At 73.0% G+C, this 15,430-nt stretch carries 18 protein-coding genes; 11 read left to right on the top strand and 7 right to left on the bottom strand.

Annotation, left to right across the window (positions count from 1 at the left end; all coding sequences use genetic code 11):
* The 6 genes from R2737_09545 to R2737_09520 all read left to right on the top strand — a co-directional run.
* A partial coding sequence (locus R2737_09545) for an acetaldehyde dehydrogenase (acetylating) (GenBank protein MEZ5116499.1) occupies window positions 1-509 on the top strand: 509 nt, incomplete at its 5' end.
* On the top strand, window positions 506-1,606 hold the full coding sequence (dmpG, locus tag R2737_09540) for a 4-hydroxy-2-oxovalerate aldolase (protein MEZ5116498.1): 1,101 nt from the start codon (window positions 506-508) through the stop codon (window positions 1,604-1,606). The genes R2737_09545 and dmpG, both read left to right, overlap by 4 nt.
* Before the next feature lies 1 nt (window position 1,607).
* Entirely contained in the window at window positions 1,608-2,414 is an 807-nt protein-coding gene (locus R2737_09535) for a fumarylacetoacetate hydrolase family protein (protein MEZ5116497.1), read from the top strand.
* A 4-nt stretch (window positions 2,415-2,418) separates the two neighbouring features.
* The gene (locus tag R2737_09530) at window positions 2,419-2,679 is read left to right on the top strand and encodes a 2-hydroxymuconate tautomerase family protein (GenBank protein ID MEZ5116496.1); all 261 of its coding nucleotides are present in this window, start codon (window positions 2,419-2,421) and stop codon (window positions 2,677-2,679) included.
* On the top strand, window positions 2,676-3,089 hold the full coding sequence (locus tag R2737_09525) for a Rieske (2Fe-2S) protein (protein MEZ5116495.1): 414 nt from the start codon (window positions 2,676-2,678) through the stop codon (window positions 3,087-3,089). Before R2737_09530 ends, R2737_09525 begins: the two co-directional genes overlap by 4 nt.
* Before the next feature lie 20 nt (window positions 3,090-3,109).
* Window positions 3,110-3,646 (top strand): carbonic anhydrase, encoded by a 537-nt coding sequence (locus tag R2737_09520; protein MEZ5116494.1) that lies wholly within the window; start codon window positions 3,110-3,112, stop codon window positions 3,644-3,646.
* Here R2737_09520 and R2737_09515 read toward each other — a convergent pair.
* Together R2737_09515 and R2737_09510 are read right to left on the bottom strand one after the other, a co-directional pair.
* Window positions 3,627-4,301, bottom strand: coding sequence for a YkgJ family cysteine cluster protein (locus R2737_09515; GenBank protein ID MEZ5116493.1), 675 nt, complete (start codon window positions 4,299-4,301; stop codon window positions 3,627-3,629). The two genes, R2737_09520 and R2737_09515, sit on opposite strands and share 20 nt — an antisense overlap.
* Complete coding sequence (locus R2737_09510) at window positions 4,298-5,920, bottom strand: TIGR03768 family metallophosphoesterase (GenBank protein ID MEZ5116492.1); 1,623 nt, start codon at window positions 5,918-5,920, stop codon at window positions 4,298-4,300. Before R2737_09510 ends, R2737_09515 begins: the two co-directional genes overlap by 4 nt.
* A gap of 178 nt (window positions 5,921-6,098) precedes the next feature.
* On the opposite strand from R2737_09510, the gene R2737_09505 reads away from it, so the two are divergent.
* From R2737_09505 to R2737_09495, 3 genes are read left to right on the top strand one after another with little or no spacing between them, the layout of a single operon-like run.
* The gene (locus R2737_09505; GenBank protein MEZ5116491.1) at window positions 6,099-6,521 is read left to right on the top strand and encodes a Fur family transcriptional regulator; all 423 of its coding nucleotides are present in this window, start codon (window positions 6,099-6,101) and stop codon (window positions 6,519-6,521) included.
* A 32-nt stretch (window positions 6,522-6,553) separates the two neighbouring features.
* Window positions 6,554-7,273, top strand: a complete 720-nt coding sequence (locus R2737_09500) for a peroxiredoxin (GenBank protein ID MEZ5116490.1) — start codon at window positions 6,554-6,556, stop codon at window positions 7,271-7,273.
* Entirely contained in the window at window positions 7,270-7,653 is a 384-nt protein-coding gene (locus R2737_09495) for a DCC1-like thiol-disulfide oxidoreductase family protein (protein ID MEZ5116489.1), read from the top strand. Before R2737_09500 ends, R2737_09495 begins: the two co-directional genes overlap by 4 nt.
* Before the next feature lie 112 nt (window positions 7,654-7,765).
* Here the strand turns inward: R2737_09495 and R2737_09490 are convergent, their stop codons facing one another.
* Window positions 7,766-9,913 (bottom strand): DNA topoisomerase IV subunit B, encoded by a 2,148-nt coding sequence (locus R2737_09490; protein ID MEZ5116488.1) that lies wholly within the window; start codon window positions 9,911-9,913, stop codon window positions 7,766-7,768.
* 341 nt (window positions 9,914-10,254) lie between these two features.
* Between R2737_09490 and R2737_09485 the strand changes: the two genes are divergently transcribed.
* Both R2737_09485 and R2737_09480 read left to right on the top strand, forming a co-directional pair.
* Window positions 10,255-10,485, top strand: coding sequence for a hypothetical protein (locus R2737_09485; protein ID MEZ5116487.1), 231 nt, complete (start codon window positions 10,255-10,257; stop codon window positions 10,483-10,485).
* A gap of 123 nt (window positions 10,486-10,608) precedes the next feature.
* Window positions 10,609-10,866: a hypothetical protein gene (locus tag R2737_09480; GenBank protein ID MEZ5116486.1), complete on the top strand. Its 258-nt coding sequence runs from the start codon at window positions 10,609-10,611 to the stop codon at window positions 10,864-10,866.
* Between the two features lie 328 nt (window positions 10,867-11,194).
* Here the strand turns inward: R2737_09480 and scpB are convergent, their stop codons facing one another.
* The 4 genes from scpB to R2737_09460 all read right to left on the bottom strand — a co-directional run bounded on the left by scpB (window position 11,195) and on the right by R2737_09460 (window position 15,397).
* Complete coding sequence (gene scpB, locus R2737_09475; protein MEZ5116485.1) at window positions 11,195-11,977, bottom strand: methylmalonyl-CoA decarboxylase; 783 nt, start codon at window positions 11,975-11,977, stop codon at window positions 11,195-11,197.
* Window positions 11,974-13,173 (bottom strand): chloride channel protein, encoded by a 1,200-nt coding sequence (locus R2737_09470; GenBank protein ID MEZ5116484.1) that lies wholly within the window; start codon window positions 13,171-13,173, stop codon window positions 11,974-11,976. Before R2737_09470 ends, scpB begins: the two co-directional genes overlap by 4 nt.
* 92 nt (window positions 13,174-13,265) lie before the next feature.
* Window positions 13,266-14,024: an enoyl-CoA hydratase/isomerase family protein gene (locus R2737_09465; protein ID MEZ5116483.1), complete on the bottom strand. Its 759-nt coding sequence runs from the start codon at window positions 14,022-14,024 to the stop codon at window positions 13,266-13,268.
* A complete protein-coding gene (locus R2737_09460) occupies window positions 14,021-15,397 on the bottom strand; it encodes an AMP-binding protein (GenBank protein MEZ5116482.1) in 1,377 nt (458 codons plus the stop codon). The genes R2737_09465 and R2737_09460 overlap by 4 nt, the downstream gene beginning before the upstream one ends.
* Window positions 15,398-15,430 lie beyond the last annotated feature (33 nt).

The raw sequence follows: 15,430 nt of genomic DNA, 5'->3' as shown, positions 1-15,430 counted from the left end.
TCGCGGCCGTGTCGAGGGTGACCGACGTGCCGTACGCGGAGATGGTGTCGACGGTGTCGTCCCGGTCGGCCGGACCCGGCACCCGGCAGAACATCGACGAGTTCACCCGGACCACGTCGAAGGCGCTGGAGGAGATCGGAGGCGCCCGGCACGGCAAGGCGATCATCATCCTCAACCCGGCCGAACCGCCGATCCTGATGCGCAACACCGTGTTCGCCGGGCTGCCGGAGGGCACCGACCACGACGCCGTGGTGCAGTCGATCCTCGACATGGCCGCGGACGTCGCCAAGTACGTCCCCGGCTACCGGCTGAAGAACCCCCCGGTCATCGAGGAGGGCCCCTACCGCACGCCCGGCGGGGTGGTCCCCCACCGCGTCGTCGTCCTGCTGGAGGTCGAGGGGGCCGGCGACTACCTGCCGCCGTTCGCCGGGAACCTCGACATCATGACCGCCGCCGCACAGCGCGTCGGCGAGGCCATCGCCGAGCACAAGGCTGGAGTCCCCGCATGAGCACCGCCGACTTCCGACTCATCGACTCCACGCTGCGCGACGGGTCGCACGCGATCTCCCACCAGTACACCGAGGACGAGGTCATCGCGATCGTCCACGGCCTCGACGCCGCCGGTGTCCCCGTCATCGAGATCGCGCACGGCGACGGGCTGGGCGGCTCCTCGTTCAACTACGGCTTCTCCGCCGTCGACGAGAAGGTGCTCATCGCCCGCGCGGTCGAGGAGGCCAAGAACGCCAAGATCGCCTGTCTGCTGCTCCCGGGCATCGGCATCGCCGAGGACCTCAAGGACGTGCACGAGATCGGCGTGCAGGTGGCCCGGATCGCCGTGCACTGCACCGAGGCCGACATCACCGAGCAGCACATCAAGCTGGCGAAGAAGCTCGGGATGGAGGCCATCGGCTTCCTGATGATGGCCCACATGAACACCCCCGAGGGGCTGCTGGAGCAGGCGCTGCTCATGCAGTCGTACGGCGCGGACGCGATCTACATCGCCGACTCCGCCGGGGCCATGACCACCGAGGACTTCCGTCGTCGGGTGGGCACGCTCACCGCCGGGCTGGAGGTGCCCGTCGGGGTGCACGCGCACAACAACCTGTCGATGGCGGTGGCCAACTCGATCGCCGCGTACGAGGAGGGCGCCGCCAACCTGGACGGCACCAGTGCCGGACTCGGCGCTGGTGCCGGCAACTGTCCCACCGAGATCCTCGCCGCGGTGTGCGACAAGTACGGCATCGACAGCGGCGTGGACGCGCTGCGACTGATGGACGTGGCCGAGGAGGTGGTCCGGCCGATCATGCCGCGCCAGCAGGTGATCGACCGGGCCGGCCTGCTCCTCGGCTACGCCGGCGTCTACGGGTCGTTCCTGCTGCACGCCGAGCGCGCAGCGCAGCGCTACGGCGTCCCGCAGTCGGAGATCCTGCTGGAGCTCGGCCGCCGCAAGGTGGTCGGCGGCCAGGAGGACATGATCATCGACGTCGCGGTCGAGCTGGCGCGCAAGCACGCCGAGTCGGCCAACGACGCGGAGACGCTGGACCGGATGGGCCCGGCCGCGTGGCTGGGCCACGTGGAGCCGGTCGAGTCCGAGGCGGGAGGCTGACATGGCGGGCACCGACGACATCGGCACCGACAGCATCGACGTCGCTGGGATCACCCAGACCCTGGTGGCCGCAGCACGTGACCGGCGGGGCATCGCCCCCATCACCGACGCCGTCCCCGGGCTCGACGTGCCGACGGCCTACGGCATCCAAGACTCCGTCGTGGCGGCCCGCGTGGCCGACGGCGCGGTCGTGGTCGGGGCGAAGCTGGGACTCACCAGCGTCGCGAAGCAGCGGCAGATGAACGTCGACGAGCCGCTGTACGGCTGGCTCACCGACGACATGCAGATCGACACCGGCGAGGCGCTGGTGTGCGACCGGTTCATCCAGCCGCGGGTCGAGCCGGAGATCGCGTTCCTGCTCGGCCGCGACCTCGCCGGGCCGCAGGTCAACGCGGCCCAGGTGCTCGCAGCCACGTCGGCGGTCTTCCCGGCGGTGGACGTGCTGGACTCGAGGTTCTCCGGCTACAAGTTCACGCTCACCGACGTGGTCGCGGACAACTCGTCCTCGGCCGGATTCACCCTCGGCGGCCAGGCCACCGAGCCGGCGGGCATCGACCTGCGGCTGGTCGGCTGCACCCTGGAGCACAACGGGCGGCTGGTCGCCACCGCCGCGGGCGCCGCGGTGATGGGGCACCCGGCGGCCGCCGTGGCCTGGCTGGTCCGCCGCCTGGCGACCCGTGGCCGGGGCCTGTCAGCCGGCATGGTCGTCATGGCAGGCGCGCTCACCGAGGCCGTGGCGGTCGCCCCCGGGGACACCGTGGTGGCCCGGTTCGACCGGCTGGGCACCGTCGAGTTCGCCTGCCGCTGAACGGATCCCGCTCGACCACGCGAGGAGGTACGCGATGCCCCTGGTCACCGTGACCATGGTGGAGGGCCGCACCGTGGAGCAGAAGCACGCGCTGATCCGTGAGCTCAGCGACGCCGTCGTGTCCGCCCTGGACGTCCCCCTGGACCGGGTCCGGGTGGCGATCTACGAGGTGTCGGCCGACGACTGGGGCATCGGCGGCCGTTCCTACGCGGAGGTCCGCGGACCGGTGCCGCCCTCGGGTGGCCGGCAGGCGGACGTCACGTGACCGATCCGGCTCCCGAGTCGCAGCGCGTCCGGGTCGCACCCGCGGCAGACCTGCCCGAGGGCACCTGCCGCCAGGTCGAGTCCGGTGGCCGCGCGGTCCTGGTCACCATCGTGGACGGCCATCCGTACGCCGTCGACGACGCCTGCCTGCACAAGGCCGGGTCGCTGTCGGGCGGCGTGGTGCGGGACGGCAGCGTCACCTGCCCGCTGCACTGGTGGCGCTACGACCTGCGGACCGGGGCGCTGCACGGCAGCGAGTCCGCGGGCCTGGCGACCTACGAGTGCCGGGTGAGTGAGGACGGCTGGGTCGAGGTGGACGTACCCCCGGCGCCTCCCGCGCGGTCCTGGCGGGAGCTGCTGCTGGAGCACGCGCGCGAGGGCAGGCCGTCCCCCTCGGCGGCGGGCGGCTAGCACCCGGATAGCCTGCGCGGGTGCCGCTGTCGAGGACCGCAGAACGCCATCCGTTCCCCGCCGACGAGTTCCGCGACGTGCTGGCGGCCAACGCCGCCTACGCGGACGCGTTCCAGGCCTCCGAGCTCGGTGGCCGGGCCGCTCGCGGCCTCGCCGTCGTCACCTGCATCGACTCCCGGATCGACCCGCTCGGCCTGCTCGGCATGTCCGCGGGGGACGTGAAGATCGTGCGCAACGCAGGAGCCCGGGTGACGGACGACGTCCTGCGCACGCTCGCCCTCGCCACGTTCCTGCTCGGCGTCCGGCGGATTCTCATCCTCCCGCACACCGACTGCAAGATGGCGTCGGCGCCCGAGGCGGAGATCCACGCGACGATCCGCGAGCGCTACGGCGTGGAGACGCGCAGCATCGAGTTCCGTACCGTCGACGACCAGGAGTCCGCCCTGGTCACCGACGTCGTCCGGGTCCGCTCGTTCCCGCTGCTGGCACCCGACGTCACGGTCGCCGGGGCGGTCTACGACGTGCGCACCGGCCGGCTCAACCCGGTCGACGTGTGAGGCGCGCGAGCTGCCACACCTGATGAGCTGCCGGCGTTCTCGGGACGAGCCGCATGTCGGGACCGGCCTGCAGGAACGCCTCGTGCACGGCGAGGGCCATGAGCGCCAGCCCCAGGCCCGTCGTCGGCACGGCCACGTCGTCGGGCGCGTCCGCTGACGCCAGGAACTCCGCGGCTGACCGCACCGCCGCGAACCGGACCCGGTCCTCGTCGTCGGTGACGTCGAACCGCCACCGGCGGATCCGCTCGGCCACCGGTGCGGGCGCATCGCGACTGGCTCTCGGGCCTGCCGCCACGAGCACTCGGCAGTCGTAGCTGCGGCACGTGCGCGGCCGGTCGGCGTAGATGCTGCAGCCGTCCTCGGCCAGCATCGGGCAGCGGCCCTGCTCGTCGTACCCGAGGAGCACGTGGCCGGGGGGCAGCCCGGGCGCCGGGAACAACAGCTCGCCCGGGATGCGGGCCAGGGCGTCGGCCTCGTCCGGCCCGATGTGGACGAACTGCCCGGCCCGGCAGCAGGCCGTGCAGGTGCCGCACGGGACGTCGGCTTCGGAATCCCCCCGCAACGCCGAGCGGACGCCCTCGAGCCATGCCCCGAAGGGCCCGGTGTCATCGATCTCGCCCCCCGGGAGCGACGGCCCCGGGTCCGGGCGCGTCACCGGGTGACCGCCAGGCAGGCCCGTAGTCGGTCGGCGACCCGGGGCGGGACGGGCGTCACGAGCTCCACGTTCGTCGAGCCGCTGGGCAGCAGGCCGATGGGGTTGTCGAAGATCTGCTGCGCCGCCACCGCGTACCCGCGCGACCGGTGCGCCGGGGTCCCCTCGCAGACGGCGGGGTCGATGTCGACCGCCACGACCGACACGGTGCTGTCGTCGTTGACCTCGATGCTGATCCGCCGGACCTGCTGGGGGAAATCCCGCAGCGACGAGGTCTCCACCTGCCAGAACCCCAGCTCGGGTCGCGTCGGGTCGGGCGAGGGGAACGGCGTCACCGCGTTGACGTGCCGGTGTCCCGCGACCCACGCGAGCAGGTGCGGGTAGCGGTGCAAGGTCGCCACCAGCTCATCCTCGGAGACGATGGCGTCGCTCGACCAGCCGATGTACGACCCGGGCTTCTCCACGCCGATCGGCACGTGACAGCAGATCACGACCGCGTCGCCGGCATCGCGGGTGCGGTCCAGCTCACCGACCAGCCAGTCCAGCCGGGCCTGGTCGAGGTATCCGTGCCCGAATCCACCGCGGTCGGGCTCGGTGCCCCTCTGGGTGTCGTCGAGCACGAGAACGGTGAGAGGGACGTCGGCCCTGGGCTGGAAGGAGTAGCACGCCTCGTCATCGTCGATGTTCTGCTGGCTGAAGCCGTGCCCCACCGGCTGCGAGGTGGTGGTGAAGAACTCACGCATCCACTCGCGCGACCGCAGGGATCGACGGCGTGGGTCCGCGGAGGGCACCTGCGGGTGCTCCGGGAACGCGCTCACCGGACCGGCTCCGACCACGTCTCCGAGGGGTGTTCGTCCGTCCAGTGCACCGGTGTAGAACCCGCGGCTGTCGACCCCGCGCGGGTCGGTGAAGATGTCCCCCAGATCGAGGATGGCCGTGCCCTCGTAGAACGACCGGAGGTAGTCGGTCACGGGCAGCGTCCCGATCCACAGATGGTCGTGGTTGCCCATCGACTGGTACCAGGGGATCTCGGGGTCGAGCCCGGCCGGCTGGAACGGCACCTGGTAGTCGGGGCGCTGCTCGCCGTCCGGGTGGTCGCCGGAGGTCGGATCGATCGGGTGCCCGTCCAGGACGTCGATGAACCAGCGCAGCTCGTTGAGCTGCGTGTTGTTCGCGGCATCACCGAGGCAGATCCCGAAGTCGAACGGTTCGTCGGCGTGCAGCGCATTGATCGTCTGCACCGCAGCGTCGAGCACCTGGGTCGTGTACATCATCACCGGGGAGTACGCGGACGAGGCTCCGCCGCGGTAGCCGAAGACGACGGCCTGGATCGGCGTCTCCTCGTCGGTGATGTGCACGTCGGTCATGGTGAAGAAACTGAGCAGCCGACCCACGACGGAGCGACGTCCGGAGGGCGCGAGGTCGTCGCGGGTCTCGACCGGGATCCCCGGGCCGTACACCCACCGGCCGAGGCCGAGCTCGTCGTAGCGGGAGACCTCGTAGGGGAACGGCTTCTCGCTGGGCTCCCCGTCGGGGACGACGGTCCGGGCCTGGGTGGTCACCGCGTCCGCGATCGGGTAGGTGGGTGCAGGACGTCCCTCGTGAGCTGGGCTGTCGGGCATGCCTTCCTCCGGTCGAACCGGGCCAGCCGGTGCCGGCCGTGTCCACGCTAGGCCGGGCAGACCCGCGATGCCGGTCGGCGGACCCTGCCGTGACGCATCCCACTGCCGGCTGACCGAGCGGTCAGCATGGAGTATTTCCTTGTTTTGAGTCATTCCAATATGTGCTAGTGTCAGGGCCGTGATCCCCGACCCCGCCGAACGCCTGCGCGAGAGCGGGTTGCGCGTCACCGGGCCGCGGGTGGCGGTGCTGAGCTCGCTGCAGGCCGGCAGTCACCTGTCGACCGAGGAGGTGCTCGGCGCTGTCCGCGACCGCACCGGCACGGCGTCCCTGCAGGGCGTCTACAACGTGCTGGCGGACCTCGTGGCGGCGGGTCTGGTCCACCGCATCGAGCCCGCCGGGCACCCCGCGCTGTACGAGCTGGCCCGCATCGAGAACCACCACCACCTGATCTGCCGCTCCTGCGGAGTGGTGCTCGACGTCATCTGCGACCACGACCGCGAGGAGTGCCTCGTCCCGCCGCGCCTGCACGGCTTCACCGGGATCGAGGCGGAGATCGTCTTCTGGGGCACCTGCCCCGAGTGCCACCGCGGCACCCCCTGACCGACCGCTACCCAACCCCGGAGGAGAACACCGTGAGTGAGACCGCCGCCCCCGTCGTCACCAGCATGCCCCGCATCGGTGACCCCGCCCCCGCGTTCACCGCGGTCACGACTCAGGGCCAGATCAGCTTCCCGTCCGACTTCGCCGGCAGCTGGGTCATCCTCTTCAGCCACCCCGCGGACTTCACCCCGGTCTGCACGACCGAGTTCATGACGTTCGCGACCATGCAGGACGAGTTCGCCGAGCTCAACACCAAGCTGGTCGGGCTGTCGGTCGACGGCCTCTACAGCCACATCGCCTGGCTGCGCACGATCAAGGAGAAGATCGAGTTCAACGGGATGAAGGACGTCGAGGTGACGTTCCCGCTGATCGAGGACATCACGATGGACGTCGCTCGGCTGTACGGGATGATCATGCCCGGCGAGGACTCCACCAAGGCCGTGCGCGCGGTGTTCGTCATCGACCCCCAGGGAACGATCCGCACGATCATCTACTACCCGCTGAGCCTGGGCCGCAACTTCGACGAGCTCAAGCGCGTCATCGTCGCCCTGCAGGCCGCGGACGCCCTGTCCGTCGCGACGCCCGCCGACTGGCGTCCCGGTGACCCGGTCATCGTGCCTCCTGCCGGCTCCTGCGGCACCGCGAAGGACCGGGTGGATGGCAAGGAGGAGGGCGTCACCTGCGAGGACTGGTTCTTCTGCACCAAGCAGGTCAGCGAGGACGACGTCTACGCCGCGATCGGCCGCGCGTGACGACACCCCGCCGCCCGACGCTGCTGTACGACGGCGACTGCGGCGTCTGCGACCACGGGGTGGCCCGGATCCGCCGGCGCCTCGACCCGCCGGTCGACCTGCGGCCGTTCCAGCAGGTCGACGCCGCCGCTCTCGGGGTCAGCGACGCCGAGCTGGCTGAGGGCCCGGTCCTGGTCCGGACCGACGGCAGCCACGTGGTCGGCCCGCTGGCGATGGCGGAGGTGTTCCGCTCCGCACGGGGACCGGCATCCGCGGTCGGCCGGCTGATGCTCGCTCCCGGGGTGCGGTCGGTGCTGCGGGCCGTCGGGCCGACGGTCTACCGCCAGCGCCACCGGCTGCCCGGTGCCGCCGCCTCCTGCCCCGCACCAGGCGCACGCTGACCTCAAGGAACGCTGACCTCAAGGACCGCGACCCCAAGGAACGCTGACCCCAAGGAACGCGCGCCGAGAGCCCCGCTGCCCGGACCCAGCCGGCGGCGGGGCTCTCGGCGTGTCACACGTCGATGCGGGAGCGGTCCAGTCCGGAGGCGCCGTCGACGATGAACTCCTTGCGGGGAGCCACGTCGGTGCCCATGAGCAGGTCGAAGACCTCGGCCGCGGCCTCGGCGTCGCTCACCCGGATCCGGCGCAAGGTGCGGTGGGCCGGGTCCATGGTGGTCTCGCGCAGCTGGACCGCGTCCATCTCGCCGAGCCCCTTGTAGCGCTGGACCGGCTCCTTGACCCGCTTGCCCCGCTTGGCCAGGTCCGCGGTCACCGCCCGCATCTCGGCATCGGAGTAGGTGTAGCGGACGTCGTTCTTCTTGCCGCCCCCGGTGACGACCTCGATCCGGTGCAGCGGCGGCACGGCGGCGAACACCCGGCCGTCGTCGAGCAGGGGCCGCATGTAGCGGTGGATCAGCGTGAGCAGCAGGGTCCGGATGTGCGCGCCGTCCACGTCGGCGTCGCTCATCAGGATGATCTTCTGGTAGCGCACCTGGTCGAGGTCGAACGTGCGGCCCGAACCGGCGCCGATCACCTGGATGATCGAGGCACACTCGGCGTTCTTGAGCATGTCGGCCACGGAGGCCTTCTGCACGTTGAGGATCTTCCCGCGAATGGGCAGCAGCGCCTGGAACTCGGCGTTGCGCGCCAGCTTCGCGGTGCCGAGCGCACTGTCGCCCTCCACGATGAACAGCTCGGTGCGCTCCACGTCGTCGCTGCGGCAGTCCACCAGCTTGGCCGGCAGGGACGACGACTCCAGCGCGGTCTTGCGCCGTTGCACGTCGCGGTGGTGCCGCGCCGCGACCCGGGCCCGCATCGCGTTGGCGACCTTCTCCAGCACCCCGCGGGCGCTCGCCTTCTCGCCCCGGGGCGGCGAGGTGAGCCAGGAGGTCAGCTCCTTCGTGACCACGTGGGCGACGATCCGCGAGGCCGCCGGGGTGCCGAGGACCTCCTTGGTCTGCCCCTCGAACTGCGGCTCGGCCACCCGTACGGTGACCACGCCGGTCAGGCCCTCGAGCACGTCGTCCTTGCCGACGTTGTCCTCGCTGGCCTTGAGCACCTTGGCGGCGCGCAACTGGTCGTTGAACACCTTGACGATCGCGCGCTCGAACCCCGCCACGTGGGTGCCCCCCTTGGGCGTGGCGATGATGTTGACGAACGAGCGGACGTCGGTGTCGTAGCCGGACGTCCAGCGCAGCGCCACGTCGACGCCGAGGTCGCGCTCGACCTCCTGCGCGCTCATGTGGCCCTTGTCGTCGAGCACCGGGACCGTCTCGCGGAAGTGGCCCTGGCCCTGCAGCCGGATCACGCCGGTGACCGGCTCGCCGTCGGCGAGGTGCTCGACGTACTCGGTGATGCCGCCGGTGTGCCGGAACGACTCCTCCACCACGTCACCGGGGTCGCGCGCGTCGCGGATGACGATGAGCAGACCGGGGACGAGGAACGTCGTCTGCCGGGCCCGCTCGCGCAGGGCCTGCACGTCGTAGCCCGCGTCGGGGGTGAACACCTGACGGTCGGCCCACCAGCGCACCCGGGTGCCGGTCTTGGTCCGCGAGCACCGGCCGACCACCTGCAGACCGCCCTTGCGGGAGAAGCCCGCATCGGGCCCGTCGCCGTCGAACAGCCCCGGCACGCCGCGGCGGAAGGACATCGTGTGGACCTTGCCGCCGCGGTCGACCTCGACGTCGAGCCGCGCAGACAGCGCGTTGACCACGCTCGCGCCCACGCCGTGCAGGCCACCCGAGGCGGTGTAGGAGCCGCCCCCGAACTTGCCTCCCGCGTGCAGCTTGGTCATGACGACCTCGACCCCGGTCAACCGGGTCTTGGGCTCCACGTCGACCGGGATCCCCCGGCCGTTGTCGGACACCTGGACCGACCCGTCCGCGAACAGGTCCACCTCGATCCGAGTGCAGTGCCCGGCCAGCGCCTCGTCGACGCCGTTGTCGAGGATCTCCCACAGGCAGTGCATCAGCCCGCGGCCGTCGTTGGACCCGATGTACATACCCGGGCGCTTGCGGACCGCCTCGAGCCCCTCGAGCACGGCCAGGTGCCGGGCGGAGTAGCCGGAGGCGTCGGCCGACCGGCCCCGTCCGGAGGAGCCGGCGCGGGACCGGCGGGGTGCCGGCGTGGGGGCGGGCGGCTCGGTCGGCTCGGCGGTCACGGTGCGGGGCTCCGGTGGGTCGGCGCGAGCCGGGGCTCGGCGGGGGACGTGGGGCGCGGGCGGCACCCGACGGGGCGTGCGCGGACAGGCTAACGCCGCGGTCCGACGCCGCCGTCGAGGGCGCGCGGGGGATGGTCGCGCGGGCCGACACGCCCGGGGTGTGACGGGCGTCACGTTCCCGTACGTCGTGTCGGCGCGGAACGTATCCGCAGGTCAGGGCCGTCAGACCCGGGCAGGACGGGCTGTCCGCCGTGGGCGAACCGACCGAATGCGCGAGGGCGGGAAGCCCGGACGGGTGCCAGACTGTTGACCCGAGTCGAGAGCACATGAGGAGGTGCCCGATGGCCGCGACGCTGGCGCCCGCCACGTCACTCACCGCCGCCGACCGCTGCGACCGCTGCGGCGCCCAGGCCTACGTCCGCGTCGTCCTGGTGAGTGGCTCGGAACTCCTCTTCTGCGCCCACCACTTCGAGGCCCACTCCGGCGCGCTGCGCGACCGCGCGGCGGAGATCATCGACGAGACGCACCGGCTGCGGGAGACCCCGGCCACCGCCCCCGAGGGCGAGCGCTGAGCGAGGTCGTCCGTCGGGCGATCGGCCGGCGCTGACGCAGCGACTCCTGCGGCCCGGGTCCGTAGCATCGGCCCCGGGCCGCGTCGTTCCCCGGCCCGTACGCCCCCGACCGAGGAGCGCACCATGTCGCTGCAGGACCCGCCCCCGGGGCTGACCGAGGAGCAGGCGGCCGCCGCGCGCCGGCGGCTCGACGCCGAGCAGGACCGCGAGTACGAGGCCACGGAGACCGACGCGGACGGCGTGCCGGTCCCGGACTCCGCGATGGCGGTGGACGACCTGCCGCCGCTGGAGCGCCTCGGTGGCCAGCTCGACGACACCGACGACGCGGAGCTGACGACCGGGGAGACCGAGCTGACCGTGGACGACGAGTCGAGCACCTGACGGCCCCCGCCCCAGGACCGCCCCCTCGGGCCACGTGACGCACCCGCCCCACCCGTCACCCCCGGTGGAACGCAGGTCCCGCCATTCCGCCCGACGGACTGGCACACGGTTCCACCAGTGCGTCGAGCCGGGGCTCGCGCGACACTCCTGAACCCCCTCCGCGGACCCCGCGCGCCCCCTCCGCGGACCCGCGCGCCCCCTCCCGACACACCCACCCCACCCGTCACCCCAGGTGGAACGCTCGTCCCGCCATCCCGGCCGCAGGGCCGGTCCAAGGTTCCACCAGTGGGTCGAGCAGGGCTGCGGCGCGAGGTATCGGCGCCGGGGGTCAGCGGCCGGTGAAGCGGGGGGCGCGGCGCTCGTGGAACGCGCGGATCCCCTCCTGGAAGTCCTCGCTGCGCCAGGCGTCCCGCCGCAGCGACGTCAGCCGCTCGAAGATCTCCGCCGTCATCGGGCTGGCGTCGGTCAGGGCCGTGAACTCCGCCTTCGTGCTGCGAATGACCAGCGGCGCCCGCTCGGCGACCACCCGCGCGAGCGCGAGCGCCTCCCCCGCCATCTCCACCTCGTCCCCGACGAGGCGGTTGACCAGCCCGAACTGGTACGCGGTGTCCGCCGTGATCGGGTTCCCGGTGAAGAACATCTCCTTCACCCGGTGCAGCGGAAGCGCGCCGAGGAAGTGGGCGACGCCGGCGGTGTTGTACGGGACCCCGAGCTTGGCCGGGGTGATCGCGAAGGTGGCGGTACGCACGGCCACGACCAGGTCGCAGGTGATGGCCAGATCGCACGCGCCGCCCCACACGCCGCCCTCGACGGCGGCGATCACGGCGTACGGGACGTCCCGCACCCGGCGCAGCAGCATCTCCAGCGGGTTGGTCCACATCAGCGGGTCGCGGCCGTCGGTGGGCAGCTCCTCGATGTCATGACCGGCCGACCAGGTCGTCACGCCCGGCTCGGCACGAAGGACGAGGGCCCGCACGCCGTCCTCCTCGGCGCCGTCGAGGGCGGCGAGGAGGTCGGCGATCAGCGCGGAGCCGAGCGCGTTGAGCCGGGCCCCGTTCGTCATCGTGAGGACGGCGACGGCCCCGTCGCGCTCGGTACGGACCAGGCTCATCCGGTGCCCTTCGCGGTGGTCGGCCCGGCCGGTCCCGCCGGGGACCCGGAGCCGGGGTCGTCGGTGCCGCCCGGTGAGGCCGGCGCGTCGGACGTCGCTGGGAGGTCGCCCCACCGGGGCAGAAGCCGGGCGATCACCGCCCCGACCAGCGCGACCGGCACCAGCGGCCACGAGCCGAACGCGAAGCCGATCACCGCGCCCAGGATCACCACGGTGCGCCACCCCATCGGGGCGGTCGCGACCGTGGCCGCCACGACGCCGGTCACCGCGGCGGCGCCCACGGGCAGGCCGCCGGGGATCGCCAGCGCGGTGGCGATCCCGGCCGCCGCCCCCACGAACATGGCCGGGAAGAAGGGGCCGCCGCGGAACCCCGCACCCAGCGAGAAGCCGTACGCCACGACCTTGGCGACGAGCACGGCGAGCACGGTCGCCACCGACGTCTCCTGCGCGAGCGCGCGGATCTGGCCCTCCCCGGAGGTGACCACGAACATCACGTCGGCCCCGGTGGCGGCCCGCATCGCCAGCGCGGCGCCGCCGACGACGAGCGCGGTCAGGACCAGCGCCCACAGGCTCGGCCCGGCCCCGGCGGCCCGCAGCAGCAGCCAGCCGCCCGCGCGGGACAGCTGGACCGCGAGGGTCGCGGCGGCCGCCGCCGGTACGGCCACCAGCAGGCCGGACCAGGTCAGGGTCTGCTGGGCGGGCTCCACGGCCACCGACCCGGTCAGCACGGGGGCGACGAACAGCGCGAGCAGGGCGGCGAGCGCGCCCACCATGGCCAGCTTCTCGGTGGCCTCGCTGTGGGCCAGCCGCGCGACCACGACCCCGGTCACCCCGCCCGTGGAGACCATCGCGACCTCGGGGCCCAGGACGAGGCCGCCGAGGAGGGTGAGCAGGATGGCCAGGATCACGTTGACGTACTGCTGGGGCGTCAGCGCCGCGACCTTGATGCCCCCCAGCGGCGAGTGCCCGTCGTCACCCAGTAGCCGGCGGACGGCGTAGACGAGCAGCGCCGCCACCACGGGGACGGCCAGGACGTACCAGGCCGGGAGGGGCTGGTCCTCGGAACGCTCCCAGACCGCGGCGATGCCGCCCTGGACCAGGAACAGCACGCCCAGCCCCAGCGGCAGCGACAGCACGGCCGTCACTGCGACCGGGACCAGCCCCGGCCGGGCTGTCGACGCAGACTCAGTCACCACGTCCCCCATCCTCGGGCAGACGATCCGCTCTGCGGATCATTGTGCGAACTACCACGGCGTGTCCCGCCCACGTGCTGCTGGCGGGTCGTGTCTCAGCGAGCGGCGCGGCCGGGCGTGTCCGGGTCGAGGAACCCGCGCACCGTCGCCTCGGTCTCCCACGCCATCGCCGCCGCGGGGTCGGCGTACGGGGCACGCACCAGCGCGTGCTTGAGGTCCGCCACCCGGCCCGGCGGCAGCCCGGCGACCGCCTCGGCGATCCGCGCGGCGCGGGCCGGCACCTCGTCCTCGGGCACGACCTCGCTGGCCAGCCCCCACCGCTCCGCCCGCTCCGCGTCGATCCGCTCGCCGAGCAGGAGCAGCCGGGCCGCCCGGGGCAGGCCGACCAGCCGCGGCAGCAGCAGCGTGGCAGCGCCGGTCGGGAACAGCCCGAGCCCCAGCTCGGGGAAGAACCCCCGGGCCCGGTCGCCCCAGACCACCAGGTCGCAGTTGAGCACCCACTCCAGGCCGCCGCCGACGGCCCAGCCGCGGACCGCCGCCACCACCACCAGCCGGGACCCCAGCAGTGCCCGGGTGACGTCCTGGATCGTCTCGACGTAGGCCCGCACCTGCTCCTCGTCGCCCACCTGGGCGTCGAGGTCCTTCAGGTCGTCACCCGCGCAGAACGCTCGCCCGGCGCCGGTGAGCACGACGGCGCGGGTCTCCGGGTCGCCGTCCGCCTCGGTCAGCGCGGCAACGAGCGCGTCGACCAGCTGCGGGGTGATGGCGTTGAGCCGCTCCGGACGGTTGAGCGTGATGGTCCGCACCGCGCCGCTCCGCTCCGACAGCACCACCGGGGCCGGGGATTCCGTCATGGCTCACGCACCACCCGTCGGGTCTTGCCCTCGCTGCGCGGCAGCGTCCCGTGCGCCACCACCGTCACGGCCGCGGTGACCCGCAGGTCCCGCTTGGCCAGCTCCCCCACCTCGGCGGCGATGGCCGCCGCCAGGTCCGCCGTGCCCGCGCCGGCGTCACGTGACAGCTCGACCTCCAGCGGGAGCCGGTCGTATGGCGGCGGACCCACCAGCCGGATCCGGTACTCCCCCGACGTGTGCGCCACCGCGTTGACGACCGCGGTCACGGAGCTCGGGAACACGTTCACCCCCCGGATCACCACCATGTCGTCGCTGCGCCCGACGACCCGCAGCCGCGGCGCCGTGCGCCCGCACGCGCAGGGCTCGGTCGACGTGAGCACGACGACGTCGCCGGTCCGGAATCGCACCAGCGGCTGGCACTCGCGGGCCAGGTGGGTCAGCACCAGCTCCCCCGTCGTTCCGGCCTCCCACGGCAGCACCGCGCCGTCGTCGGGGTCGACCAGCTCGGCGTGCAGCACGTCCAGCCCGACCAGGTGCAGGTCGTCCTGGTGGGTGCACTGCCCGGCCGTGTTGCAGATGACGTCGGTGACTCCGTAGTTGGAGTTGCGCACGGCGAAGCCCCAGGTCCGCTCGAGCCGGGCACGGAACGCGGAGTCGTCCAGCCCGGCCTCTCCGCCGAAGAGCCCCAGCCGCAGGCCGAGGTCCCGCGGCCGCAGCCCGGGGAACGCGTCGTGCACGACCTGCTCGAGGACCGCGGGGTACGACGGCGTGCAGGAGATCGCGGTGATGGCGAGCTCGCGGATGGTGCGGACCAGCAGCTCGGTGCCCCCGACGCCGAAGGGGACCACGGTGGCCCCCGTCGCCTCCAGCGACGCATGGTCGGTGTAGCCGCCCATCCAGAGCATGTAGTTGAGGCAGTGCACGACCCGGTGACCGGGGCCGAGGCCGGACGCGTGCTGCGCCCGGCCGCCGACGATCGCGGTCTGGGCGGCGTCCGCCGCGGACAGGGCGAGGTTCATGGCCTCGCCGGTCGTGCCGCCGGTGCGGTGCACCCGGGCCACCACGGTGGGCTCGGCGGCGAGGTAGCGGCCGAACGGGCCGTGCTCGCGCTGGTCCGCCCGCAGCGCGGACTTGTCCACCATCGGCAGCAGCGGCAGGTCGTCCAGCCGCTCGGGCGGGTCCACCCCGGCCCAGGCCTCCCGCAGGAACGGCGACGTCGCCGCCACCTTCTCCCGCTGGCGGCCCCACAGTTCCTGCCGGTGCGTCGCGAGCTCGGCGGCCGGGACGAAGTCGGCACCGGGGAGCAGCCCGGTGCCCGGCGGCGACGTACCCAGGGCGCCGGGCAGCCGGTCGACGGCAGGCTCTGTGCGCACCCCGCCAGTCTGCCGTCACCGCGCCCGGCGCGA

It is taken from the genome of Candidatus Nanopelagicales bacterium (genome assembly GCA_041393815.1).
GTDB lineage: Bacteria > Actinomycetota > Actinomycetes > S36-B12 > JAWKJK01 > JAWKJK01.
Note: the sequence above shows the minus strand (reverse complement) of the source record. Positions and strands in the feature narration are given on the sequence as shown.

Bases quoted from the DNA above. Each gene is read 5' to 3' on its own strand.
- scpB (MEZ5116485.1), bottom strand. From the start codon at position 11,977: ATGAGCCTGGTCCGTACCGAGCGCGACGGGGCCGTCGCCGTCCTCACG.
- R2737_09535 (MEZ5116497.1), top strand. From the start codon at position 1,608: ATGGCGGGCACCGACGACATCGGCACCGACAGCATCGACGTCGCTGGG.
- dmpG (MEZ5116498.1), top strand. From the start codon at position 506: ATGAGCACCGCCGACTTCCGACTCATCGACTCCACGCTGCGCGACGGG.
- R2737_09480 (MEZ5116486.1), top strand. From the start codon at position 10,609: ATGTCGCTGCAGGACCCGCCCCCGGGGCTGACCGAGGAGCAGGCGGCC.
- R2737_09510 (MEZ5116492.1), bottom strand. From the start codon at position 5,920: ATGCCCGACAGCCCAGCTCACGAGGGACGTCCTGCACCCACCTACCCG.
- R2737_09465 (MEZ5116483.1), bottom strand. From the start codon at position 14,024: ATGACGGAATCCCCGGCCCCGGTGGTGCTGTCGGAGCGGAGCGGCGCG.
- R2737_09485 (MEZ5116487.1), top strand. From the start codon at position 10,255: ATGGCCGCGACGCTGGCGCCCGCCACGTCACTCACCGCCGCCGACCGC.